A 23,697-nucleotide genomic window follows, 5' to 3' on the forward strand; every position below is an offset into this window, starting at 1 on the left:
GAAGCTGGCGGGAGGTTTCTCGGTTGGCGCGCGGATCGGGGCGAGCAGGAATAGCGATAGTTCCCTTTGCGGATGGATTGGCGGCTCGATCTCATGGCTGTCTGTCCAGGCGCACTGCGGCGTTGCGGTAGAGCGCTTCGTAGCGACTGGCCATGGTCCGGAATGAGCCTTCATGGGTCACCCACTGGCGACCCGCCTGCCCCATCGTCGCCGCGTAAGCGGGAGACGATAGCAATTCGGTCAGCGCCGCGGCCAGGGCATCGGCGTCGCGCGCCGGCACCAGCAAGCCGTTTCTGCGGTCGCGCACGATTTCGCTGTTGCCGCCCACGTCGGTGGCCACGATGGGAAGCTGCGCGGCGCAGGCTTCCAGCAGGGCGATGGAATAACCCTCGCTCAGCGACGACAGTGCGAAAACATCCAGCCCCTGCAGCAATTGCGGCACGTCGGAGCGGTCGCCCAGGAAACGCGTCGCATCGGCGACTCCTTCGTCCTCGGCCACCGCTTCCAGTTCGCGCCGCAATGCGCCGTCGCCGACCAGCACCAGCACCGCCTCGGGCACGTTCAGGCGCACTTGCCGGAACGCGCGGATCAGATTGGCCTGGTCTTTGACCGGCTCCAGCCGGCCCACCGTGCCTATGAGCCGGCTGCCGGACGCAAGCGCCAGTTCATCGCGCAAACGCGCGCGCGCCGCATCGCCCGCGGCGCGGAAACCTTCGGTGCGTATGCCATTGGGAATGGACAGCAGTGCCGAGCGCGGCGAAACCCCGTTGTCCTGCAGATGCCGGCGTGCGGTTTCGCAGACCGCCACGGCGTAATCCGTCCTGAGCATGGAACGGCGGTAGAGCCATTCGCGCCGGCTGCGCGGATTGCTTTCGCCCATGCCGTGCCGGGTATTGACCACCCGTTGCAACGGCAAGCCAGCCGAGGCCAGCACCGCGTGATAGTGCGCGGCGGCGTTGTGGGTGTGCAGCACGCCGCCGCCGCGCAGCAGATCGCGCGCACGGCGCAAGGCGCGGAAATCCGCGCCGGTGCGTTTGTCGCAAATCTCCACGCTCACGCCGCTGGCGGACAACTCATCGGCCAGAATGCCGCGGTCGAACAGGCAGACCAGGCGGCATTCGTGGCCGGCTTCGCGCTGGGCCGCGATCAGATCGATCACCGCCCGCTCCAGCCCGCCGCGCTCCATGTTCTCGACGAAGTGGGTGATGCGCAGGCTGGACGTCGCGTTCATGCCAGCTCCGAAATCGTGACCCGCAGCTTGCCGGTCTGGGTCAATGGAATTTCATCGACGAACTGGAAATCGAGGGCGACGCTGTCGCCCACCACCTTGAGCAGTTCGCGACGAACCAGATCGACGGTGGAAGGCTCGAAATCCTTGTCACGCACGATCCGAATTTCGAACGCATCCAGTCGCTTCTGCACTACCTGGTAGCGTTTGATGCCTGTCGCGTACAGAAAAGCGTAGACGATGTATTCGCCCGGAACGAAGCGGCCGTCCGGAGTGCGCAGCGCATCCAGCTTGCGGCCATCCACGCTGGCCAGCAGCGGAAGACCGCGCCCGCAAGCGCAGGTCCGCGCGCCGGCAGTAGCCAGATCGCCATTGGCATAACGCAACAGAGGCATGCCGTAGTTGTGCAGATCGCTGACGATCACATCGCGCGGCCCCACGTCGGCGGAGTCGCCTAACTCCACCTTCAGATGGTCGGCGTTGACATGCAGACCGCCGCGATGCTCGCATTCGGCGGCGATCAGCATGAACTCGCGGCAGCCGTAGGTGTTGTAGGCAGGGCAGCCGAACGCCTGCTCGATGATCTTGCGCTGGCTTTCGTGCAGCGTCTCGGCGGCCCCAAGGATCCGCTGCGGCCGGTGGATGCGCCTGCCGTTGGCGATCAGCCATTCGGCCAGCTTCACTATCGGCGCGACGTAGGAAACGATGGTTTCCGGGCGGAAGCGATCCACCGCGTCGGCGTATTCGGCCATGCGCTCTTCGGTCATCTCGAAGGCGTTGAGCATGTAACGGTTGAAAGCGGCGTGGTACATCCGGTCCTTGCGCTTCTGCGCGCCTACGGGTGTGCCCCACAGGTACAGCGTGCGCTGTCCGAGGCGCGCACCGGCCCAGCTGTAGCCCCTCCACATGATGGACAGGCGCCGTTCGTAGCTTTCGCGCGTGTAGCCGAAGCGCAGCGGTTCACCGGTGGAGCCGCCGGTGGTCTTGTAGAGCAGGCCGTCGCGGTAGGCCGGAGCGATGAACTTGTCGAAGTTCGCGCGGATCTCCGGCTTGGTGAGCACCGGCAGGCGCGCGTAGTCGGCAGGGCTGGCGATGTCGTCCGGGCTGCTTATGCCCAGGGTCGGCCAGAGCTCGCGGTAGTAAGGTACCTGCTCCCAGCAATGGCGGACCAGGCCTTTGAGCTTTTGCCACTGCAGCGCCTCGATTTCTTCGGGCGTGCGCCACTGGCTCTGCTCGTACTCGCGCAGATAAGCCAATGTCTTGCGACGGCGCAATCCCGATTCGTATGCGGGGAACAGGACGTGCCGGAACAGCGGCTCGTACAGGCCGGTCATGGCGCGCCCTCCACCGGTGCACGGTCATGGGCCCACTCCAGCAGGCGCGTACCCATACGTGGCTTTCCCGGGACGAAACGTTGATACAGCTGTTGCAGGTGCTCTATGTCGCCACGGCTCCAGCAACCGAGCAGCATCGTCAAGGCCACGTAGGCCACACCCAGCAGCAAACCGCCGAATACGATCTGGGCCCACGGCAGCAGCTGCCCGCGAAGCGGCAGCGCGACAAGGGCCGCGACCGCAGCCGCCAACGCAATCCGCGACATCCGCAACCAATCCGGCATCGCGCGGCTGACCCGTATCGACAAAGCCATCATCGCCGAGGCGTTGATCAACGCCACCAGACCGTAGGCGACTATCGCGCCGTTCAATCCGAAATGCATGATCAGCACCGCATCCAGCAGCACCTTGAGCAGGGCCGAACCGATCACCAGCATCAGGATGCTGCGCTGCCGGTCTGCGCTGACCAGCAGACTGGAGCCGCCCTGGGTCATGGTGGTGATCGCCGCACCGGCCAGGCATACCGCGAACACCGGACCAGCCGCCAGGTAGGCGTCGCCGTAGAGCAGATGGATCACCGCATCGGAGAACACCGCGCCGAAAGCCATCAGCGGCATCGCAAGCAATGCAAGATAGCCGGTGCTGGCGACGAAACGCCGTCCCGCCACTTCGCGCCCGCGGCTCAGCGCATTGGCCATCATCGGCAGCAGCAGCGCACCGAACACGCCGGGCACCAGCGTCGCCGCGCCGATCGCCAACTGATAGGCGACCTTGAACTGGCCCGCATCGTGGCTGTCGGCGTACAGGGTGAGGAACAGCACCTCCACTTCGCTGGCCGCCAGAAAGCCGACCGACACCGTAAGCGTGGTCCATCCCATGTGCCGACGCACCCTGCTCATCAGCGCCTCGGGAATCACTACGCCAGCCACGCGGGCCGGTACCAGCGGTTTGATCTGGCGCAGCGAAACCGCGTAGAACACCAGGCCGGAAATCACGAACACTGCCAGCAGCCACTCCACACTGGCGTCGAAGAACCAGGCGGCGATGACCAAACCCAGATTGATCGGCGTCGACACCAGCGACACGATGGCGGTGGCGCGGAAATTCTCGAAACCCTTGGCCACGCCGATGTTGAACATGTACGAGGCGCGCAATGCCACCGACACCACCAGGAACCCCATCAACATCAAGTGGTCCATGCCCGGCGCGACATGATCGCCAGCAAAGAGGAACACCGCCGCCCCGGCCAGCAGAACGAACAGCAGGAAGAACCGTTGCGCGCGGCGCAGGTAGTCCAGCAGGGTCGGAATCATTTCCAGATTGCCGGAGCCACGCAGTTCGGCCACGAACTTGATCGCCGCGCTCGCGGTACCCGAGTTGGTCGTGGCCACGCCCACCGCCACCAGCCAGATCACCAGACTGTAGGCGCCGTACTCGTCCGGCCCCAGATGGCGGGCGATGATGATCGAGGTGAGCATGCCGAGCACGTACTCGGTGTACAGACCCACCGAGGAGAAGAACGTGTTGCGAAGGGTGTGGGCGCGCGTATTCATACCGTAGCCAGCAGCAGCTTGACCATGATGTAGAGCCCGATCACCCACAGCACCGCATACACGGGCCAGCGCACCAGATCCTTGTCCAGGCTGTACGCCGGAAGGCTCGAGTAGGTTTCGCGCATGCGTACGTAGTTGGCCACGATCAACGCCACCAGCAGGTACAGGATGATCACGTAGCTGCGGCTCAGGAAGAAAGCCGAGACGAAGTAGCCGACCAGCGACAGCAGCAGGGTCAGGGTCAACGCCCGGTCGTCGCGCCAGCCGGCCACCACCTCGTCGTCGGGCACATCGGCCGGCACATCGTCCATGACCTCGTCGCCGCGCTTGAGCACCTGCAGGGTCATGCGGAAGCTGTAGCCGGCGATGGCCAGCCAGATGGTGAAGCCGATGATCCCCATCTCGGCCAGCACCAGCACGAAGGAGTTGTGCGCCGTCAGCGGGTTGACGTCGGTGTAGCCGCCGGCGCCCACGCCGAACAAAGGATCGCTGATGAACATCTGGATGCCTTCGTACCAGGAATCGATGCGCCCGGCGGCGGACGCTTCGGAAGAGTCGAGTTCCTGCATGCGCGAGGGCATGGCCATCAATCCGGCCAGTGCGCCGACGGCCAGCACACCCGCGGCCACCAGCCCGCGTTTTTGCCAGATGTAGACGCCCAGGATCGCCACCAGCGCCAGCAGCGTTCCGCGCGAATTGGTGAGGTAGATGCCATAGACCAGCAGCCCGGCCGCAGTCCACCAGAACAGCCGGCGCAATCCGAGCAGGCCGCCACGGCTACCCAGGTAGAACGCCATCGGCAGGCACATCACGAACAGCATGCCCAGATCGTTGGGGTCGTTGAAGATGCCCACGTACTGGATGCGGGTTTCCTGCGACATCTCCACGCCGGTCCAGCCGATGCCGGTCGTCGATTGTTGGATGCCATGCACGGCCAGCACCGCACCGCAGACGGCGAACACGGCCATGGTGGTGCGCAGGCGGCCGCGCGTATCGGCCGCATTGGACAGCAGCACGAACGCCAGGATCACCGGCGCGAACAGCGCGAACACGAAGATCGCGCCGCCGGTCCAACCGTTGACGATCTTGGAAATCATCGCCACCAGCAGGAACACCGGCAACAGCAGGTACTGCGGCGCCGCGAAGGACTTGCGCGCGGAGAACAGCCAGAACCCGGCCGCCAGGATCAGCGCGATCGGCTGCCAGGGCGGACCCGGCGAATCCACCACCGCCGGATAGTCCTGGGGACGGATGATCACCAGGATCAGGTACACCATCATGAAGAAGAACATCTGCCCCTGTGACTCCGCTCAACCTGTACGCAAACGCGACGAATAACTGAACACCTCAGGCACCGAAACCATGGCGCTGAACCACGCAGCATCCATTTCGCTTTCCACCGGCAACCTGCGCATGCAGTAGCGCGAATCCGGCTTCAGTGCGCTGGTGCCGGCCATGTAGCTGCAGGCCATGCGGAAACCCGCGGAACGCACTACGTCGATGGTCGCCGCATCGAAGGCGTCGGGCCCGCCCACCGGATAGGAAAGCACCTGCGCTGGCGCGGCCAGCTCGCGCTCCAGCGACTGTTTGGAACCATTCACCTCTTCGCTCATCTGATCGCGCGACAGCTTGGCCAGCATGCGATGGCCCACGCCGTGCGAGCCGACCTCCATGCCGCCCCGGTGCATCTCGCGCAACTGCTCCCAGCTCATCGGCCGGCAATCCGGATGGCCGGCGCTGCGCGGAATGTCCCATTCGCGCTCGAGCCGGGCGATCAGCGCTTCCTGGCCGGCGTCGTTCAAGCCCTTGAGCTGGTCCAGCAACCGGGCCGCCAGCGCGCGCCGTTCGGGCAATGCCTCGGGAATCTCCCAATCTATGCCCAGCTCCGGCGCCAGCAATTTCGGCGCCGGGGTGGTGCAGACCATATGCACCAGCCAATCGTAGGCGTACGGCATGCCCGAATCGATGTGGCCGGTGGAAACGAAGAACATGGCCGACATACCGAGCTCGCGGAGAATGGGGTAAGCGATCCTGTAATTGTCGTCGTAACCGTCATCGAAGGTCACCAGGATCGCACCCTTGGGTAAACGCCGATCGGCGTCGATACAGGACAACACTTCGTCGAACCGCATGGGGTGGAAATCGCGCTTGATGGCGCGCATCTGTTCGCGGAACTGCGCGCCGGTGGCGCTGATCAGCTCGGTATCGAAACTGAAGCCGTCCGGATCCGCCGAATCCAGCACGCGGTGGTAGGCCAGGATGCGCAGATCCTGGCGCAACGCCGCCCGCAGCTGCCGCAATGCAGGCAGCAAGCCTGCCGCATGGCTTCGACGGGCCAGTATCTGACGCCTTCCGGCACGCGACGATAGACTCATTGAACTCCCCCTGTTCTGCAACGCGGGGACCGATCCCCGCTTCACCGCGAATACGGCCGGCTCAGCCCCTCAGCCGCCCCGGCCCGTCCTGCGCACCCCTGCGCAATCCCCATTCGCTCGCCCCAGATTGCGCCGGCGTCCGCAAAGCGGTCCACTGTAGGATAACCGCGGGGAACAAAGGCAAGGGTTTGCGTATATGGCGGAAGATACCGACTTCGTTGCGCTCTACGATGAGTTGGGCCTGGATGCCGAGTGCAGCATGGCCGACTTCAAGCAGGCCTATCGCCGGCGCGTTGCCCAGTTGCATCCCGATCATCCTGACAATTCCTCCGATATCTCTCGCTTACAACGCTTAAACCGCCGATATGCGGCCGCCATCGAATTCCATCGCGCATACGGACGTCTGCCCGGCGCGATCCGCAATACTCCCGCTGAAATTGCCGGCGACGCGCCTTCCGAGGCTTATGAAGATCCGGCGCACGAGCCTGCCGCGGTGTCCGGATCGGCCCCGTATCGGCGTTATGTCCTATTGGTAGCGTTGCTCGGACTGGTGCTCTATGGCCTTTCCATCCAGCAGCCCGCCACCACCGTGCCCGAGGCCGCGCAATCCACCGCCGCGCCAAGGCAGGACCTGCATCGGCCAGCGACGGAAAAGTTGCTGACCATCGGCATGGAAGGCAACCAGGTAAGGAAGATCCAGGGCGAACCATTCAACTCCCATGAACAACGTTGGGAATACGGACCTTCCTGGATCCTGTTCGATTGCGGAAAAGTGGTGGATTGGTACAGCTCTCCCTTGCACCCGTTGCAAGTGCCGAGTCCCAGCCCCACCGGCAATGCGCCAGCCCCGGCCGGGATGCTGCGCAAATGTTGAAATACAGGGGAAATACCGATGTTCGCTGGCACCGCCAGACTGCTGAAAAAAGCGCAGAGACGCCTGTGGATGAAGTACGCCCTGCGTGGTGTCGGCGGCAGCGACAACCATTCCCGGCTTGACCTCGCCTATAACGTCGAGGATCCATGGAACATGGATTCGGCCCTGGAGCAGGCCCGTTTCCAAGCCACCAACCGCATCATCGAGAAGAATTTCGGCCATGTCGGCTCGCTGCTGGAGATCGGCTGCGGCGAAGGCCACCAGACCGCATACCTGGCGCGATTGAGCGACCAGCAATACGGCATCGACGTCAGCGCGCACGCGATCGCACGCGCGCGCCTGCGGCTGCCCACGGCGCATTTCGCCGCGACCGATCTGTTCAATCTGCCCTGGCAGGACCGCAGCGAGCGCTTCGATCTGATCACCGCCTGCGAAGTGCTCTACTACCTCAGCGATCCGGCCGCGACATTGCAACGCATGCGCCAGCTGGGACGCTGCGGACTGGTCACGTTCTTCGCGCCGGCCAGCGGCCGGATAGGCCCGCACCTGGATTCCATACCAGGCCTGCACAAGGACTGGATCTACCACGGCGGCACGTCCTGGCTGGTGGGCTGGTGGCGCGATGAGTGAGGCGCGCGCGCCGCTGCAGGGACTGGGCATCGTCTACTTCGGCAACGACTGGAACGCCGAGAACCGCACCAGCAGCCATCATGTGGCCGAGCGGCTGGCGCGGGTCCTTCCGGTGCTGTACGTCGATTCGCCCGGCATGCGCGCGCCCAACGCCAGCGGACGCGACTTCAAACGCGCATTGCGCAAGCTGCGCGCGGCGCTGCAGGCCCCGGAGCGGATACGCGAAGGCTTCTGGCGCTGCACGGTGCCGCAGCTGCCGTTCCGGCGCATTCCCGGAGTGGAGGCCTTCAACCGGCGCTTCAGCCGCTGGGCGGTACGGCGGGCATTGCGCCACGCGGGCATCGAGCGACGCATTTCCTGGTTCGTGGTGCCCCATCCCGGTTTCCTGGCCGGGCAGCTCGATGAAGAGCTATGCGTTTTCTATTGCATCGACGATTACGCTGCGCACCCGGGCGTGGACATGGCCCTCATCGCGCAACGCGACGAAGCATTGAGCCGGCGCGCGGACCTGTTGTTCGTGGCGCCGCCCGCGTTGCTGGAAAGCAAGCGTGCGCTCAATGCCTCCACGCTGTTCGCGCCGCACGGCGTGGATGCGGAACTGTTCGGCCGCGCGCAGGACCCGCAGACCATCGTGCCCGCCGCCGCACGCGATCTGCCCCACCCCGTGATCGGCTACATAGGCTCCATACACGAATGGATAGATCTTGAGCTGATCGCCTGGTTGGCGCGGCAACGCCCGCAATGGTCGTTCCTGCTGGTGGGACACGCGGCAGTCGATGTGAGCGAGCTGCGCGCGCTGCCCAATGTGCGCTTCACCGGTGCGCAGCCCTATCAAGACTTGCCGGGTTGGGCCAAGGCCTTCGACGCGGCCATCATTCCCTACCGCCTCAACCGGCAGGTCGCCAACGCCAATCCGCTGAAACTGCGCGAGTACCTGGCCACCGGCAAGCCGGTGGTCAGCGTGCGCAATGCGGAGATCGAAAAATTCGCCCAGTGGGTCGGCATCGCCGACGACCGCGAAGGCTTCCTGGCCGCGCTCGACTCCGCACTGGCCAACGACACCCCGCAAGCAGCCGCACAGCGCATCGCCTCGGTGGCCGACCAAACCTGGGACCACAGGGTCGAGACGGTACTCGATGCCGTGGCGCAGAAGCTGGCCGCCAAAAAAGTTTCCCTTTCGAGTTTCAACCCGGTACTCCATGAGCATTGATCCTTCCCCTAAACTGCGCGTCGCCCTGGTCGGCGCCGGTTACGTCGCTGGCCACCATCTCTCCGCACTCAAAGCCCTGGACTTCGTCGAAGTAGTGGGCATCTGCGACACCAACCTGGAAGCCGCGCGCACGCTTGCGGTACGCCACGGGATACCGCGGGTGGTCGCCTCGCTGGCCGAACTGGCATCCGCCAGTCCGCAGGCGGTGCACGTGCTGACGCCCCCTTCCTCGCATACGGCCATCACCCTGGCGGCGTTGGAGATGGGCTGCCACGTACTGGTCGAAAAGCCGATGGCCGATTCGGTCGCCGATTGCGAACGGATGATCGAAAAAGCGCGCGAGAAGCATCTGCTGTTGGGCGTGAACCATTCCGACCTGTACGACCCGGTGCTGTTGCAGGCGCTGGACGCAGCGCGCAAGGGCGCGATAGGCGAACTGGTGTCGGTGGATATCGTGCGCAACTCCGAGTATCCGGCCTATGCCGGCGGCCCGTTGCCCGGTTCCGTCACCCAGGGTTCGTACCCGTTCCGCGACCTGGGCGTGCATGGGCTGTACACCATCGAAGCGTTCCTGGGACCGGTGACCGACGTAAAGGTGGACTACCAGTCGCGCGGCACCGATCCCAATCTGCACTTCGACGAATGGCAGGCGCAGGCGCGCACGCAACAGGGAGTGGGCCGGCTGCTGCTTTCCTGGAATGCGCGCCCCATGGAGAACCGCGTTTTCGTGCGCGGCACCCGCGGCACCATAGAAGTGGACCGCTTCCTGCAGACCTGCCGCATCCATTGGGTGCTGCCGGGTCCGAAGTTCATCGGCATCATGGTCAACGCCTGGATCAGCGCGATAAAGGATACCTTCCGCATTCCCTGGAACGTGATCCGCTTCGCCACCGGCATGCTCAAGCCTTCGCCGGGCATCCAGCGCGGCGCGCAGGAATTCGCCAAGGCCGCACGCGATCATGCGCCGCCGCCGTTCAGTGGCGAGGATGCGTTGCGCATCGCCGCCCTGCTGGAACCGGTATGCGCCGAACCCGATCGTCTGCGTCTGCAAGGATTGGAAGACAGATACGCGGACTTGGCGCCGGCAGACGCGCTGGTGACCGGCGCAGCGGGCTTTCTTGGACGCAAGCTGGTGGCGCGGTTACGCGAGCAGGGACAACGCGTGCGCGTACTGGTCCGCCGTCCGGTCGCGGCATACGCCAACGACGACGGCGTGCAGATGGTGGTCGGCGACCTGGGCGATCCGCGCATGGTCAAGCATGCCGTGGCCGGCGCGCCCGTCGTGTACCACGTGGGCGCGGCCATGCGCGGCAGCGTGCGCGATTTCGAAGCCGGCACCACCTGGGGCACACGCAATATCGTGGAAACCTGCCTGGCCAGCGGTACCCAGAGGCTGGTCTACGTGAGCTCGATGAGCGTGTTCGATCATGCCGGGCGCGACCCGAAAGGCACGATGACCGAATCCTCGGCGCTGGAACCTCACCCCGGACTGCGTGGCGCCTATACCCAGACCAAACTCTCGGCGGAACTGCTGGTGCAGAACGCGATCCGGGAGCGCGGACTGCAGGCGGTGATCCTGCGTCCGGGCCAGATTTTCGGGCCGGGCGCGGAACGCGTCACTCCGAACGGCGTCATCGCACTGGCTGGGCGTTGGGTCGCCATAGGCAGCGGCACGCAGACCATTCCCGTGGTCTATCTGGACGATGTGGTGGACGCGCTGCAACAAGCGGCCATAGCGCCTAAAGCGGTGGGTGGCGTGTTCAATGTGGTCGATACGCAACCGGTCGCGCAGCAGGAATACCTGGACCGCGTCGGCAAAAAACTCGGCCGCGAGCTCAAGCTGGTGCGCGTGCCCACCTGGGTCTTCATGGGACTGGGTTTTGGCGTGGAATTGCTGGGCAAGCTGTTGCGACGCGAGGTTCCGCTGACGCGTTACCGCGTGCGTTCGCTACGGCCACTGGCCAATTTCGACACGCGCGCGGCGCGCGAGACGCTGGAGTGGTCGCCCCGGATCGGGGCAAGGCGAGGAATGGATGCCACCTTCGGCTGACGCGCGCGCGTCCTGAACATGGGCGCGCATTTGCACGCGCATTCGGCGGATTCCTCTTACCAGGTCCGCCTGGAGTCCTTGCCTTCGCTGGACGAACTTGGCGTGCGCTGGCAGGAACTGGAACGCCGGTCCCGCTGCAGTTTCTTCGTCAGCTGGCGCTGGATCGGGCCGTGGCTGGCGCTGATCGCGCCCTTGCGCTACGCACGGCTGTTGAGCGTGTCCCGGGACGAACGGCTGGTCGCACTAGGCGTCATCACCCAGCGCAGGCGCTTCCTCGGCCTGGGACCCTTGCACATGCGCCTGCACGAAGTGGGCGACAAAGTCCTGGACAACCTGACCATCGAGTACAACGGACTGGTCTGCGAAGACGGACACGAACGCGAAGCGCTGGCCGCGGTGCTCGACCACCTGGCCCACAACGACAAACGCTGGTTGACGCTGTACCTGCCGGGCATGGAAGCCGACAACGTTCCTTTCGAAAGAATCCGCTCTCTCGACATGGGCATGCGCTCGCGCAAACATGCCGCGCATTACATCGACCTGACCGAACTGCGCGAAACCGGCAGCGATTATCTGCCGACCGTGCTCAGCAGCAAGGCGCGCGCTGCGGTACGGAGGACGGCACGCAAACTGCAAACGGGTTTCGGCGAATTGTCGGTCGCTGTCGCCGCCTCGGCCGAAGAGAAACTCGCTTTCTTCCGGACGATGGTGCAGCTGCACGAATCCCACTGGAGCGAAGAGGAACAGGAACACGGCGCGTTCGGCAATCCGCGCATCCTGCGCTTCCATGAGCGCCTGATCGCCCAATCCGGCGACGGCGACGGCGCGCAGCTGATCCGCGTCAATGCCGGGGACCACACGGTGGGCTACGTATACAACCTGATATGGCGCGACACTTCGTACTTCTATCAGGCCGGTATCGATTACAGGCGTTTCGGCGACTGCGGAAGCCCGGGTCTGCTGCTGTTGACCCGCGCGGTAGAGCATGCGCTGGCCAATGGCATCGCGCGCTTCGAACTGATGGCGGGCGACTCGGCGTACAAGCGCACCCTGGGCATGGCCGAGAACAAGATGGTCTGGCTTTCCCTGGACCGCAACGGCTGGGCCTCGGCGTTGAGGCGCGCATGGTGGCGGCTGCAGGGCCGGGCGCAGGAATCATGAGCGTCGCCGTGCGCTGGCTGTCCCTGCAGGAAGTCGATGCGGCGACTCTTTCGGCGTGGACCGAACTGGGCCAACAGACGCCGCGTCCCAACCCGTTCGCCATGCCGCAGTTCGCGCTGCCGGCAGCGCGCTGGTTGACGCCCCGCACGCCGCCTCTGGTGGCTCTGATCGAACGGCGGCAAGCGGGCATTCGCGAGCTGATCGGCGCGGGCTGCTTCACTGCCGAGCGCCCCAATCTGTTCGTGCCCGTTCCGCATCTGAGCAGCTATCGCACCCTGCATACCTTCCGTTCGGGCCTGCTGTACGCGCCCGGCGAGTCCGCAACGGTGGCCCAGTCCCTGTTGGCCGATTTGCACGGCAAGCGTAAACGGCCCCATGCCATCGCTTTCCACAATCTGCTGGCGGAATGTCCGGTTCACGCCTCCCTGCGCGAACTTCTGGAAGGCGGAAATGGAGGCTGGTTCGAACAGCACCGGTTCCAGCGGCCGGTGCTGCGGTTGCACCCGCCGGCGCAAGAGCATGCGCTGGGCGTCATCGTGATGGACCGCGACCTGCGGCGGCGCAAACGGCGCCTGGAGGAACGCGGCACTACCGCTTTCCGAATCACCCAACCCAAAGAGAACGTGGTCGACGCGATGGAAACCCATCTGCAACTCGAGCACGCCGGATGGAAGGGAACCGCAGGCACCTCGCTGCTGGCTTCTCCCGCCCAGGCCGGATTCTTCCGTGAAATGATCCACCGCTTCGATCAGATACACGGCGCGGTATTCGCCGAAACCCTGTGCGACGGCAAGGTCATCGCCTCGACCAGCAACCTGCTCCTAGGCGATACGTTGAACGGCTTCAAGACCGGCTGGCATCCGGATTTCGCCGCGTGCAGTCCCGGCCGCTTGAACGAGGTCTTCCTGTCCGCAGCGGTTCCAAGCGCATGGCCGGAAGTCGGCGTGTTCGACAGCCAGGCGCAGGAAGACTCCTATCTCTCGGAGTTGCTGCCGCACCGGGACACCATGATCACCGGCACTTTGGCCATCACCCGTCTGGGCCGACGCGCGATGCGTGCTGCGCGTCTGGTGCGGCCTGTGGCGTACCGCCTCGATAAGAATCACTGATCAGTCCAATACGCACCCTCGCTTTTTTAAAAGCAAAGTCACTGGGTTCCCGCCTTCGCGGGAATGACGACTTTGAGGTTTTGGCTTTGGTTTTTGCTTCATCCAACCCGTGAGACGCGGCAAGCAGGCCGGGATCAACTCCGCAGGGGCGGCGCACAGGGATGTGCGCCGTTTCCGGAGGCGCAGGATGCGCCTTACGGAAATTCCCGGCCTGCTTGCGGACCCAACGGCTTCATCGTTGGGCGCGTCGTAGGGCGGCTTTCTTTTGGTTACTTTTCTTTGCCGTTCAAAGAAAAGTGACTCGCGCAAAGCGCGAAACGCTTTTGCTTCAGAGTACAAGTAAAAGCCAGAGCAAGATCAAGAGCACCCATCCTCAATCCTCCCCTGCGCTGCGCGCAAGGGAGGAGGCAGAAGCAAATGCAGGAGCGGGAGCAAAAGCAAGATCAAGATGGATGACCAGCCATTCGGCTGTTGAAAAGCGCCTCCAGCTTGCGCTGGGATGACGGCGGTTTTTTGCCGAGGGTCTGCTAGGCGATATGCGCGCGATGCCACTCCTGCTCCTGCGGAGTAAGCCACAACATCCGGCGCTCTGGCCGAATCGCATCAGGCTGCGGAATGCAAGCAGGCGGAAGACTACGGATCAGCAACCGCTTGCCCACCGCCAGCGAACTCACCGTGGCCAGCCGCTTGAAACCCAACGACTTGTGCGCCCGCAAGGAAATGAAGTTCGACGCACTGACATCGGACAGATAGCGCACCGGCCGATCGTCCAGAGTCGCGGCCAGATCCATCATCGCCGTCAGCACCTTCCTGCCCCGCCGCTCCGGTGCGACAAAGGCATCCCGGCCCCACGCATGGGTGGCGCCCAGATCCAGCAGCCAACACAGCTCGTCGAAATAGCGCGGACAGTTGTGCGCCACCCAGAACCACGCGACCAGACCTTGATCTTCCTCGACGGCGAAGAAACGCAGACCGTGGGCGAAGCGGTCGCGGATGCGCGACAGATCGCCACGGCGTCCGTAGCGCCGGTCTTCCCGGGAGATGCGCTCGGCATCCTCCACATGCAACTCGATGAAGCGCTGATCCTCGCCCAGCGCCGCTTTGCGTACGAAACCCGGGTCGCGCCCGAGCAGGACGATGGAGTTGAATTCAATCATGGCTGGCCTTGGCCGATTGGAATGCAGTCGATACCTGTTGCAACTCCGCTTTTCCGGATGCGCTCAACAGACGGAATACGTCCTGCAGCAGACCGCGGCCGAACAAGCGCAGGCAGACCGCGTACAGCAGCGCCCCCACCGCGATTTCGCATGTCAGCAGGATGATCTTCATTTCATGCAGAGACGGACCGAGCCTCCAGCGCAGCAGCAGCACGCCAGCGACCATGACCAGACAGGCCGCCAAGACACGGAACAACGGTGCGCCCAGGGTATTCAGCGACAAGCCATGGCGGCGACAGGCCGATGCGGAAAGCACGAACTGCACTATCAAAGCGACTCCCACCGAAAAGGAGGCCACCACCACACCCCAGCGCGACAGGAACACGAGCGCCGCAATCAGCACGGCGATGGAGACAGCTTCGATCCGGACCAGAGTGAAGTTCTGCCCCAGCGCAGCCATGAACGAAGCGAGCATGAAACTGCCGGCGCCCAGCACCGAAGTCACCGCCATCACGCTCAGCAAAGGCGCCACCTGCACCCACGCCGGAGGCAGTAGCGCCGCGACCAGGGTCTGCGCGCAAACGGCCAGGCCGAACGCCATCGGACACAGCACCACGGCGGTCAGCGCAAGCGCACGCACGATCATCGGCGCCCGCTGCGCCGGCTGCGCGCGCACGATCGCCGGCAACAACACATTACCGACATGTCCGCCGACGAACAGTGCCGGCAGATGCGCCAGGCTGAAAGCCAGGTTGTAGGTACCGGCGGCCTCGGCGCCCAGCACGCGCAGCATCAGCGGCTTGTCCCAGTAGCGAGCGCCTTCGCTCAGGGTGATCTCGGCGGTCACCGGCGCACCGAAACGGAAAATGTGGCCCAGCCGTTGCAACGTTACCGGCACCGGGCTCAACCAGCTTCGCAGCCCGGTGCCGGCGATCAATATCGCGGTGATCACGCAGGCTTGCGCGATGAACGCCAGGATCATCGATTGCCCGCCCAGCGCGGTGGTACCGACCAGGACTATGGCGACCACGGCGTAGGCGATGTCGCCCATCCCGGTGGCGATGGCGATGCGTTTGAAACGCAACTCGCGGGCCAGCAATTTATCCGGAATAGCGCCCAGCCGGCGGATCGCCATTCCCAGTACTGCGCCCGGCAGGTACTCGCTCAATCGAGGCGCGGCAAGCCATTGGGAAATGACGGGCGTGGCCATCCACACTACGGCCAGCGCCAGCACGCCGAAGACCAGATACACCAGCGAGGCGGCGAAGATCGCTGCGCGGCCCTGGCCCCCATGCACGATCACGTACTGCCCGCAGCCCCAGGCCGATATCCAGCTCGCGGTCAGGACGATGATGGTGGCCACCGCCACCTCGCCGACGATTTCAGGACTCAGATAGCGCGCCACCACCAGCGTGGACACCAGTCCCAGCGCACGGCCCAGCAGGCCGGCGCCGATGCTCCATGCGGCCGCCGAAACGATCTGTTGGTTGCCGCTCAAACGTCGCTCCCCTCGAACCGTGCGCAGCGTTCCGATCGCGCGCCCCCAAGAGCCTGGATCATGCCGATTTCAATTGCAGGCTGTTCGCGCGCCACCAGGAGCGGATCTTGCGCATCGCCGGGCGCTCTACCGTGAAGGTGAGCAAAGCGGCCAATGCCACCACGATGACCAGGGTCGCCACACAGGCCACCAGACTGGGCATGCCGCGCTGCTCCATCGCGTGGATCAAGGCGAAGCCGATGGCCTGGTGCAACAGGTAGAGCGAGTAGGAAATGCTGCCCAGGAACACGAAGAACGCACCCCGCATCCAGCCCAGCATGCCGTTGACGAACAACAGGAAGATTCCGCAGCAGCCCAGCGCGACCCACAGGTAGACGATGGGATAAGCGATGCCGATGGCGACCAGTGACAGGGCGATCATGGCGTAGTTCAGCAGGTTCTCGTCGGGCCGGGTATGCAGTCGGTAGAACAGGATGCCCAAGGCGAAGAAGGGAATGTGGCGGAGGATCAGCAGCTCGCGGCCCAGATAGGAAAAATGCATGTGGTGTATCACCACTTCCCCGTAGCCGATCGCCAGCCCCAGCCACAGCAGGATGATCAGATGGATGCGCTTGAGCAGGCCCAGCGCGAACCACAGCAGCATCTGCGCGTAGAAGAACAACTCCACCTGCAGTGTCCAGTACGAGCCGTCCAGATGTTCGGCGCCGAGGATCTGCTGGACCATGCTGAAGTTGAGCAGCAAGTCGCGCAGCGGCAGGTGCTGGTCGGGCATGCCGATGGTGTAGACCACCGCCATGGTCAGCAGCATGGCCACCCAGTACGCCGGGAACAGCCGCGAGAAGCGCGAGACCACGAAATCCATCGCCGTGCGCGTGCGTTCCAGGGTCATGAAGATGACGAAACCACTGATCAGGAAGAACAGGTTCACGCCATAGTTGCCCGGGGTGAAACCGAACCCGAGCGGATCCGTGTGACCGTACTGCTGGCCATAATGCGTTGTGTAGTGGAAGGCCACGACGGCCAACGCTGCGATTCCCCGCAAGGCATCCAGCTCAACAACGCGTGAGGACGGTGACGCTTTTTTATGCATCTTGCCCCCCCTTGTCAGGCTCACTGCACAGCAGTGACAACGCAGTCCGCCGGATTTTTCGGCCAGCGCGGCAGGTCATTGCCGGTCGCAGCAAGCGGCCGGTCGCACCGGTCCAGCGCAAGCGCGGGTCGTTTTTCCGTGTCGGGACAGAGTCGCCTATGCGCCTGCTGATCGTCACTTCGCAGTTCCCCATCGCCGGCGAACCCAACCGTGGCCGCCCGGTCTACCAGACCATCCGCGAACTCTCCCGCCTGGCCACGGTGCGCGTGGTCAGCCCGGTCGCCACCTACCCGCGCTGGGCGCAGCCGCGCAGTTACCTGTTCCGCGCCTCCGACGACGCGCAAGCGGTGGAAGGCTGCGACGTCCAGTACGTGCGCTACCCGGCCCTGCCGGCGGTGACGCGCCCCTTGAACGGCTGGTCGTGCGCGCGCGCCCTGCATGCGCCGCTCAAGGCTTTCGCTCCCGATCTGGTGCTTTCCTACTGGCTCTACCCCGATGCCTACGGGGCGATGCTGGCCGCGCGCAAGGCGGGGCTGCCCCTGGTGGCCGGTGCGCGCGGTTCCGATCTGCGCGTGCGCGATGCGATCAGCCGTGGACTGACGCGTCCCGTAGTGCGTACGGCGCAGCGACTGCTGGTGGTCAGCGAGGATCTCGGCCGCGTGGCCGCCGAGAACTATGGTGCCGACCCTGCGCGCATCCGCACCATCCCCAACGGCTGCGACGCCTCCCTCTTCCACCCCGCCGACCGCGCGGCTTCGCGCACCTTGTTGGGTATCGCAGCCGATGCCGAAGTGGTGACCTATGTCGGCCGGCTGGTTCCGGAGAAAGGCCTGCGCGAACTGCTGGACGCCTGCCGCACGCTTGCCGCAACACGTCCGCGCTTGCGCCTGGCGCTGGTGGGCGAAGGACCGATGCGCGAGGAAATCGCGGCGCGCCTTGCCGCCGATCCCTCGCTGCAGGTGACGCTGGCCGGAGCGCAGCCACCCGCCGAGGTCGCGCGCTGGATGGCCGCCTCCGACCTGGTGACTTTGCCCAGCTATTCCGAGGGCCACCCCAATGTGCTGGTGGAAGCCCTGGCCTGCGGCCGGCCCGTGGTCGCCACGCCGGTGGGCGGCATTCCCGAAGTGGTCGATGCAGAATCCGGCATCCTGGTGCCGGCACGCGACGCCGCCGTGCTGGCCGCCGGGCTGGCACAGGCGCTGGACAGGCATTGGGACGAATCCGCACTGGCGCGCAAGTTCTCGCGCGACTGGCGGCAGGTCGCCGAGGACACCCTGGAGGCCTGCGAGCAGGCTTTGCACGAATCGCGAACCCCTTTCGCCATCAGCGCCGCCCACGGCAGCTGAGCCGCCCCACACTGTCATCGACCAGGAGCAGTAGAACCGATGTGCGGAATAGCAGGTTTCAGCGGACAGGACGTCACTGCCGAGGCCGCACGCCCGGCGCTGGAACGCATGATCCATACCCTGGCCCATCGCGGCCCGGACGGCTATGGCTTCCATGCCGAAACGGGGATCGGCTTGGCGCATGCGCGCTTGTCCATCATCGATCTGGCGACGGGCGACCAGCCCATCCACAATCCGCGCCGCGACGTGTGGACGGTGTTCAACGGCGAGATCTTCAACTACATCGAACTGCGGCAGTCGCTGCAGGCGGCCGGACACCAGTTCTACACGCAATCGGACACCGAAGTGATCGTGCACCTGTACGACCGCTACGGCGACGATTTCGTGCAGCACCTCAACGGCCAGTTCGCCATCGCCCTGTGGGACGCCAGGCGCCAGCGCCTGGTGCTTGCGCGCGACCGCGCCGGCATCCGGCCGCTGTTCCACACGCGCAGCCAGGGTCGGGTGTGGTTCGCCTCGGAAGTGAAGGCTTTGCTGGCCGTATTGCCCGAATGCGCCACCCTCGATCCGTTGGGCTTGGCGCAGACGCTCACTTACTGGTCCGCAGTGGACCCCGGCACGCTTTACCAGGGTGTGCAGAGCCTGCCTCCGGGCTGTCTGCTCAGCATCGAACGCGATGGACGCGAGACGATGACGCAGTACTGGGACTGGACCTTCCCCAGCGCTGCCGAAACCTCGCCTTCGCGCTATCCGAAAACCATCGAGGCCGCCACCGCGGAGCTGCGCGAACTGCTGGTGGATGCGATACGCCTGCAACTGCGTGCCGATGTGCCGGTGGGCGCCTACCTGAGCGGTGGACTGGATTCTTCCGGCATCGTGGCCATGATCCGCGGCTTCACGCAGACGCCGGTGCGTACGTTCTCGGTAGCCTTCGAGGACGGCGAGTTCGATGAAAGCGAGCACCAGCAGGCGATGGTGCGGCACCTGGGCACCGACCACACCACCCTGCACTGCACGCGCCGCGACATAGGCGAGGCGTTCCCGCGCTTGATCCGCCATACCGAAACCCCGGTGCTGCGCACCGCGCCCGTGCCGCTGATGCTGCTGGCAGGCGATGTGCGCCGGCAGGGCTACAAGGTAGTGCTGACCGGCGAAGGCGCCGACGAAGTGTTCGGCGGCTACGATCTGTTCAAGGAAGCCAAGATCCGCCGCTTCTGGGCGCAGCAACCGGGCTCGCGCATGCGTCCGTTGCTGCTGCAACGCCTGTACGGATACCTGGAGAACTCGCCGGTGCGCAACCCGGCGTTCGCGCAGTCGTTCTTCGGCCAGGGCATGGAGCATCTGCAACGCCCGATCTTCGCACACACGCCGCGCTGGGCCACTTCGCAGCGCGCACTGTCGTTCCTGTCGCCCGATCTGCGCGCCAGCCTGGGCGAGTGGAATCCGCTGGACGCCTACGAACTCACCTTGCCCCGCGAAATATCTTCGTGGAGCGGCTTGGCCCGCGATCAGTACGTGGAAGCGAAATCCCTGTTGGCCGGCTACCTGCTGTCTTCGCAAGGAGACCGCGTGGCGATGGCCAGTTCCATCGAAGGACGCGTCCCTTATCTGGACCACCGCGTCATCGAATTCGCCAACCGTCTGCCGCCCAGCTTCAAGATCCGCGGCATGACCGAGAAGTACATATTGCGCCGCGCGTTGTCCGATCTTCTGCCCGCGGAAATCCTGCAGCGGACCAAGCAACCGTATCGTTCTCCCGACAGCCAGAGCTTCTTCTTCGATGGCAAGCCGCTGGACTACGTGGCCGAACTGACGAGCGCGGACAGCATTCGCAAGGCGGGTTACTTCGACCCGGTGGCGGTGGGCAGGTTGACAGAGAAGTGCAGACAGGGGCGCGCCACCGGCTTTGCGGACAACCAGGCGTTCGTGGGGATTCTCTCCACGATGCTGGTCCACCATGGACTCCACGACAACACGGCCCGCAGCGCATGAGCAGCGCGGCGGCGAATTTGGATTTTGCGGCGCCTCGGCGGCGCACCCTTTCCCCCGAGGGCAGACGAGTGAAGCAGAAGAAAATATTCGATATAGGCATGTACGACGGTTCCGACTCGCGCTATTTCCTGGACGAGGGCTACCACGTGGTAGCGGTGGAAGCCAATCCGGAACTCGCCGCCAAGGCCATGCAGGAATTCCAGGACCATATCGCCGATGGCCGCTTGACCGTTCTCAACCGCGCGCTGGCCGACGAACCCGGCGAAATAGAGCTGGTGCTGTGCGGCGACGACTTGGGCGCCAGCAGCATCTTCGAAGACAAGATCGCGCATCGCAATCCTTCCGGGACCTGCACGGTACAGGCGGTCACCTTCCCGGAGCTGGTCGGCGAGTTCGGCGTTCCCGATTACGTGAAGGTCGATATCGAAGGCGCGGATCGGCATTGCATCCTGGCGCTGAATCCAGACAACCGCCCGCAGTATCTTTCCTTCGAGGCGGACCACGACCTGGAGGAGCTGGTGATGCACATGGCGTCCATCGGCTACCAGCGGTTCAAGTTGATCGGGCAATGCAGCTTTCTGGAGCTCGGCAACGAGCGCGGCCTGGCCAATCGCTTCAAGCACAGGATGATGCGAATGATGGGTTTCGACCAGCCGCTGCGGGTGCGCAGGGCCGGCCGCTGGTTCCAGCTGATGCACAGCAGCGGGCCGGCGCCGTGGGCCAGCGATGGGGAGTGGTACAGCGTCGAGACGCTGCTGTCGAAATGGAATCATGCCCGGCAGAACGACCAGTTGATGGGTTGGTACGACGTTCATGCGTGTTGATCGACAGGGGGGAGTCACATGCACTGGAGAATAAAAGGTCTGGTCCAGAAGGCGCTGGGCGTGCTTCCCGGCGGCGAGACGCTGCACTATCACTTGCAGCGCCGTTTTGGTGGGCTGCAGGATTTCCACAGGGAGCTCTCGGTAAAAGTCGAGGACTGGCAGATCATGGTCCGGCACCTGCGCGATGCGCGGGTGGTCATCGCTGACAGTCACTTTTTCGAGATCGGCACGGGGTGGTACCCGACGTTTCCGTTCGCCCTGTATCTGGCCGGTGCGCGCCGCATTACCACTTACGATCTGAACCGCCACTTGCAGGACGATCTGGTGCGGGCGGCGGTGAAGGAACTGGGCGGCTTTCTGGAAATCATCGCCGAAGACAGCGGCTGTGAACTGACCGAAGTGCAGGCGCGGCACCAAAAGCTGGCGGCGGCGATAGACGCCGGCGCGGACTTGAGCGAAGCCACCGGCGGGCGGATCCAGTATTCGGCGCCTGCCGATGCCACGGCCACGGCCCTGGCCGACGGCGAAGTGGACGTGGTGTTCTCCAACAGCGTGCTGGAGCACGTGCCGCCGGATGCGATCACGGCGATGTACCGCGAGTCGATGCGCATTCTGTCGCCGGGCGGGATCATGTTCCATTCGGTCAACTGCGGTGATCACTATTCCTATGTGGACAGCAACATCCACCAGCTCAACTATCTGCAGTATTCGGACCAGGCGTGGAAGCTCTGGAACAATGCTTTCCTGTATCAGAACCGGATGCGGGCGCATGAGTTCGTGGAGGGGGCGGCTGCGCTGGGATTTACGATAGAGCTGGATACTTCGACCACCCGTGCCAACCGTCTGGAGCAGCTTGCTGCAATGAAGGTGGATTCCCGCTTCGCCCAGGTGGTTCCGGAAAAGCTCTGCATCACCAGCGTGGATTTCATCGCCCGCAAGCCGTAGGGTGGGCCTTGGCCCGCCATTGCCATCCATCAAGTCGCGATGGCACAGGAACGGATAGCGGCAGGCCAAACATCGTAGCCCGGGTAGAGCGCAGCGGCTTTCAACAGCGAAGCTGGTCAACCCGGGTCGCCGACGCGGAAATAATTATCGCTGCGGAGATGCTTGCCGAAATGGGCTGGCCGGACAGGGCAGTTGTGCGTCAGATCAAAGGCCCCGGGTTGACCAGCTTCGCTGTTGAAAGCCGCTGCGTTCTACCCGGGCTACGTCACTCCCTGAAGAAACAGGCTTGGCGATCATTCCCTCGATGGATCACGTGTTGTACGACCCCAGGAAGATCCAGTCGTTTCGTCCACAGGTCAGCACGTATTGCTCGGAGTCAACCAGGCAGGACTTGTAACGACCTTCCCACAAGGTTCCTGTGCGGCCATGCCGACCATTGAACACGCCGGCATAATTGCGACCGAAGGTCTGCATCAACCGCGAGATCGCACCCGCCTCCACAGGCGTCAGCAACAAGTGGACGTGATTGTCCATGAGAACATAAGCATGCAGTGAGCAACCGTAGCAAAGTAGCCCTTCGCGCAACCCTTGCAGATAACGCTGTCGATCCTCGTCATCGAGAAAGCAGGGAAGACGATTGTTGCCGCGTTGTACGACATGCTGGGGAATGCCCGCAAGATCGGGGCGAGGAAGTCTGGCCATGGAGGCCACTATTCCGTCAGTACCGAGCTCGCAATATCATCCAACCAGCCGAGAAGATGTCGGAAAAGCGCTAAACGAATGTCAGAAGTGTCTCTGACACCGTTCTTGATAAAGATGGCCGCGCGATTGACGCCGCGCTGGGTCACATGAAGCGGGACATTGGGCAGGATCAAGCGTGCGCGGCGCGGCATGGTGGGAGACCGTTGGATAGCGGATCCCAATGTCTCGGCCGTCAACGTTGAACGAAATCGGAAAAGCGAGGCTTGGCGCGTAGGAAAAGACCGCTTAATTGCCTCCGTCCCCTTTAAGTCTTCGCGCGAAATTGCCGCGCATGCGGCGGGCTGGAGCCCGCCCTATGAGTTCTACCAGATTTGATCTTTAATTGGCCGCGCTTCCATTCCCACATACCTGCCCAATAACTGTCGAAGCCAATACACAATAGTTAGCACTACGCCTAGTATCCAAAGCAATGCGATGCCGTAAAGAACAATCAAAGTAACAACTTCACTCCCTGTGAAAACCGCAAGCAATACGCTAGGAATACCTATCAATAGCGAAACGCCTGAAACCAACATAATCAACCAGAAAATCTTTGGCTTGATGGTGACAAAATTCATTT

General features: G+C 63.9%; 19 protein-coding genes and 1 pseudogene. 10 read left to right on the forward strand and 10 right to left on the reverse strand.

The window, feature by feature from the left end; all coding sequences use genetic code 11:
* Window positions 1-91 precede the first annotated feature (91 nt).
* The 5 genes from BLR66_RS05015 to BLR66_RS05035 are packed head-to-tail and all read right to left on the reverse strand — an operon-like array spanning window position 92 to window position 6,490.
* Entirely contained in the window at window positions 92-1,231 is a 1,140-nt protein-coding gene (locus BLR66_RS05015) for a glycosyltransferase (protein WP_255402305.1), read from the reverse strand.
* Window positions 1,228-2,562 (reverse strand): phenylacetate--CoA ligase family protein, encoded by a 1,335-nt coding sequence (locus BLR66_RS05020; RefSeq protein WP_093280529.1) that lies wholly within the window; start codon window positions 2,560-2,562, stop codon window positions 1,228-1,230. Before BLR66_RS05020 ends, BLR66_RS05015 begins: the two co-directional genes overlap by 4 nt.
* Window positions 2,559-4,115, reverse strand: coding sequence for an oligosaccharide flippase family protein (locus BLR66_RS05025; protein WP_093280530.1), 1,557 nt, complete (start codon window positions 4,113-4,115; stop codon window positions 2,559-2,561). Before BLR66_RS05025 ends, BLR66_RS05020 begins: the two co-directional genes overlap by 4 nt.
* Window positions 4,112-5,407: an O-antigen ligase family protein gene (locus BLR66_RS05030; protein WP_093280531.1), complete on the reverse strand. Its 1,296-nt coding sequence runs from the start codon at window positions 5,405-5,407 to the stop codon at window positions 4,112-4,114. Before BLR66_RS05030 ends, BLR66_RS05025 begins: the two co-directional genes overlap by 4 nt.
* An 18-nt stretch (window positions 5,408-5,425) precedes the next feature.
* Window positions 5,426-6,490, reverse strand: coding sequence for a polysaccharide deacetylase family protein (locus tag BLR66_RS05035; RefSeq protein WP_255402306.1), 1,065 nt, complete (start codon window positions 6,488-6,490; stop codon window positions 5,426-5,428).
* Between the two features lie 196 nt (window positions 6,491-6,686).
* Here BLR66_RS05035 and BLR66_RS05040 point away from each other — a divergent pair, with 196 nt between their 5' ends.
* Genes BLR66_RS05040 through BLR66_RS05065 form a run of 6 tightly spaced genes read left to right on the forward strand, consistent with a single transcriptional unit; the run spans window position 6,687 to window position 13,524 of the window.
* Window positions 6,687-7,364 (forward strand): J domain-containing protein, encoded by a 678-nt coding sequence (locus tag BLR66_RS05040; protein ID WP_093280539.1) that lies wholly within the window; start codon window positions 6,687-6,689, stop codon window positions 7,362-7,364.
* 18 nt (window positions 7,365-7,382) lie between these two features.
* Entirely contained in the window at window positions 7,383-7,994 is a 612-nt protein-coding gene (locus tag BLR66_RS05045; RefSeq protein ID WP_093280540.1) for a class I SAM-dependent methyltransferase, read from the forward strand.
* Window positions 7,987-9,204: a glycosyltransferase gene (locus tag BLR66_RS05050; protein WP_093280541.1), complete on the forward strand. Its 1,218-nt coding sequence runs from the start codon at window positions 7,987-7,989 to the stop codon at window positions 9,202-9,204. The genes BLR66_RS05045 and BLR66_RS05050 overlap by 8 nt, the downstream gene beginning before the upstream one ends.
* Window positions 9,194-11,254, forward strand: a complete 2,061-nt coding sequence (locus tag BLR66_RS05055; RefSeq protein ID WP_176943761.1) for an NAD-dependent epimerase/dehydratase family protein — start codon at window positions 9,194-9,196, stop codon at window positions 11,252-11,254. Before BLR66_RS05050 ends, BLR66_RS05055 begins: the two co-directional genes overlap by 11 nt.
* Before the next feature lie 18 nt (window positions 11,255-11,272).
* On the forward strand, window positions 11,273-12,415 hold the full coding sequence (locus BLR66_RS05060; RefSeq protein WP_093280555.1) for a GNAT family N-acetyltransferase: 1,143 nt from the start codon (window positions 11,273-11,275) through the stop codon (window positions 12,413-12,415).
* On the forward strand, window positions 12,412-13,524 hold the full coding sequence (locus BLR66_RS05065; RefSeq protein ID WP_176943762.1) for a GNAT family N-acetyltransferase: 1,113 nt from the start codon (window positions 12,412-12,414) through the stop codon (window positions 13,522-13,524). The genes BLR66_RS05060 and BLR66_RS05065 overlap by 4 nt, the downstream gene beginning before the upstream one ends.
* Before the next feature lie 527 nt (window positions 13,525-14,051).
* On the opposite strand, the gene BLR66_RS05070 is transcribed toward BLR66_RS05065, so the two are convergent.
* Genes BLR66_RS05070 through BLR66_RS05080 form a run of 3 tightly spaced genes read right to left on the reverse strand, consistent with a single transcriptional unit; the run spans window position 14,052 to window position 17,269 of the window.
* Window positions 14,052-14,681: a GNAT family N-acetyltransferase gene (locus BLR66_RS05070; protein WP_093280559.1), complete on the reverse strand. Its 630-nt coding sequence runs from the start codon at window positions 14,679-14,681 to the stop codon at window positions 14,052-14,054.
* Window positions 14,674-16,179, reverse strand: coding sequence for an oligosaccharide flippase family protein (locus tag BLR66_RS05075; protein ID WP_143014552.1), 1,506 nt, complete (start codon window positions 16,177-16,179; stop codon window positions 14,674-14,676). Before BLR66_RS05075 ends, BLR66_RS05070 begins: the two co-directional genes overlap by 8 nt.
* Window positions 16,180-16,237: 58 nt before the next feature.
* A complete protein-coding gene (locus BLR66_RS05080; protein WP_093280563.1) occupies window positions 16,238-17,269 on the reverse strand; it encodes an acyltransferase family protein in 1,032 nt (343 codons plus the stop codon).
* Window positions 17,270-17,427: 158 nt separating this feature from the next.
* Between BLR66_RS05080 and BLR66_RS05085 the strand changes: the two genes are divergently transcribed.
* The 4 genes from BLR66_RS05085 (at window position 17,428) to BLR66_RS05100 (ending at window position 22,376) form a co-directional block, all read left to right on the forward strand.
* The gene (locus BLR66_RS05085) at window positions 17,428-18,615 is read left to right on the forward strand and encodes a glycosyltransferase (protein WP_093280564.1); all 1,188 of its coding nucleotides are present in this window, start codon (window positions 17,428-17,430) and stop codon (window positions 18,613-18,615) included.
* 39 nt (window positions 18,616-18,654) lie between these two features.
* Window positions 18,655-20,607 carry an asparagine synthase (glutamine-hydrolyzing) gene (gene asnB / locus BLR66_RS05090; RefSeq protein ID WP_093280565.1) on the forward strand — a complete coding sequence of 651 codons (1,953 nt, stop codon included), beginning with the start codon at window positions 18,655-18,657 and terminating at the stop codon, window positions 20,605-20,607.
* A gap of 68 nt (window positions 20,608-20,675) precedes the next feature.
* On the forward strand, window positions 20,676-21,431 hold the full coding sequence (locus BLR66_RS05095; protein ID WP_176943764.1) for an FkbM family methyltransferase: 756 nt from the start codon (window positions 20,676-20,678) through the stop codon (window positions 21,429-21,431).
* A gap of 18 nt (window positions 21,432-21,449) precedes the next feature.
* Window positions 21,450-22,376: a class I SAM-dependent methyltransferase gene (locus BLR66_RS05100; protein ID WP_093280571.1), complete on the forward strand. Its 927-nt coding sequence runs from the start codon at window positions 21,450-21,452 to the stop codon at window positions 22,374-22,376.
* A gap of 345 nt (window positions 22,377-22,721) precedes the next feature.
* Here BLR66_RS05100 and BLR66_RS05105 read toward each other — a convergent pair.
* Window positions 22,722-23,078: pseudogene (locus BLR66_RS05105) on the reverse strand (transposase); the annotation flags it as partial.
* A 362-nt stretch (window positions 23,079-23,440) separates the two neighbouring features.
* Window positions 23,441-23,695, reverse strand: coding sequence for a hypothetical protein (locus BLR66_RS18820; RefSeq protein ID WP_176943765.1), 255 nt, complete (start codon window positions 23,693-23,695; stop codon window positions 23,441-23,443).
* Between the last annotated feature and the right edge of the window lie 2 nt (window positions 23,696-23,697).

It is taken from the genome of Pseudoxanthomonas sp. CF125, assembly GCF_900104085.1.
GTDB lineage: Bacteria > Pseudomonadota > Gammaproteobacteria > Xanthomonadales > Xanthomonadaceae > Pseudoxanthomonas_A.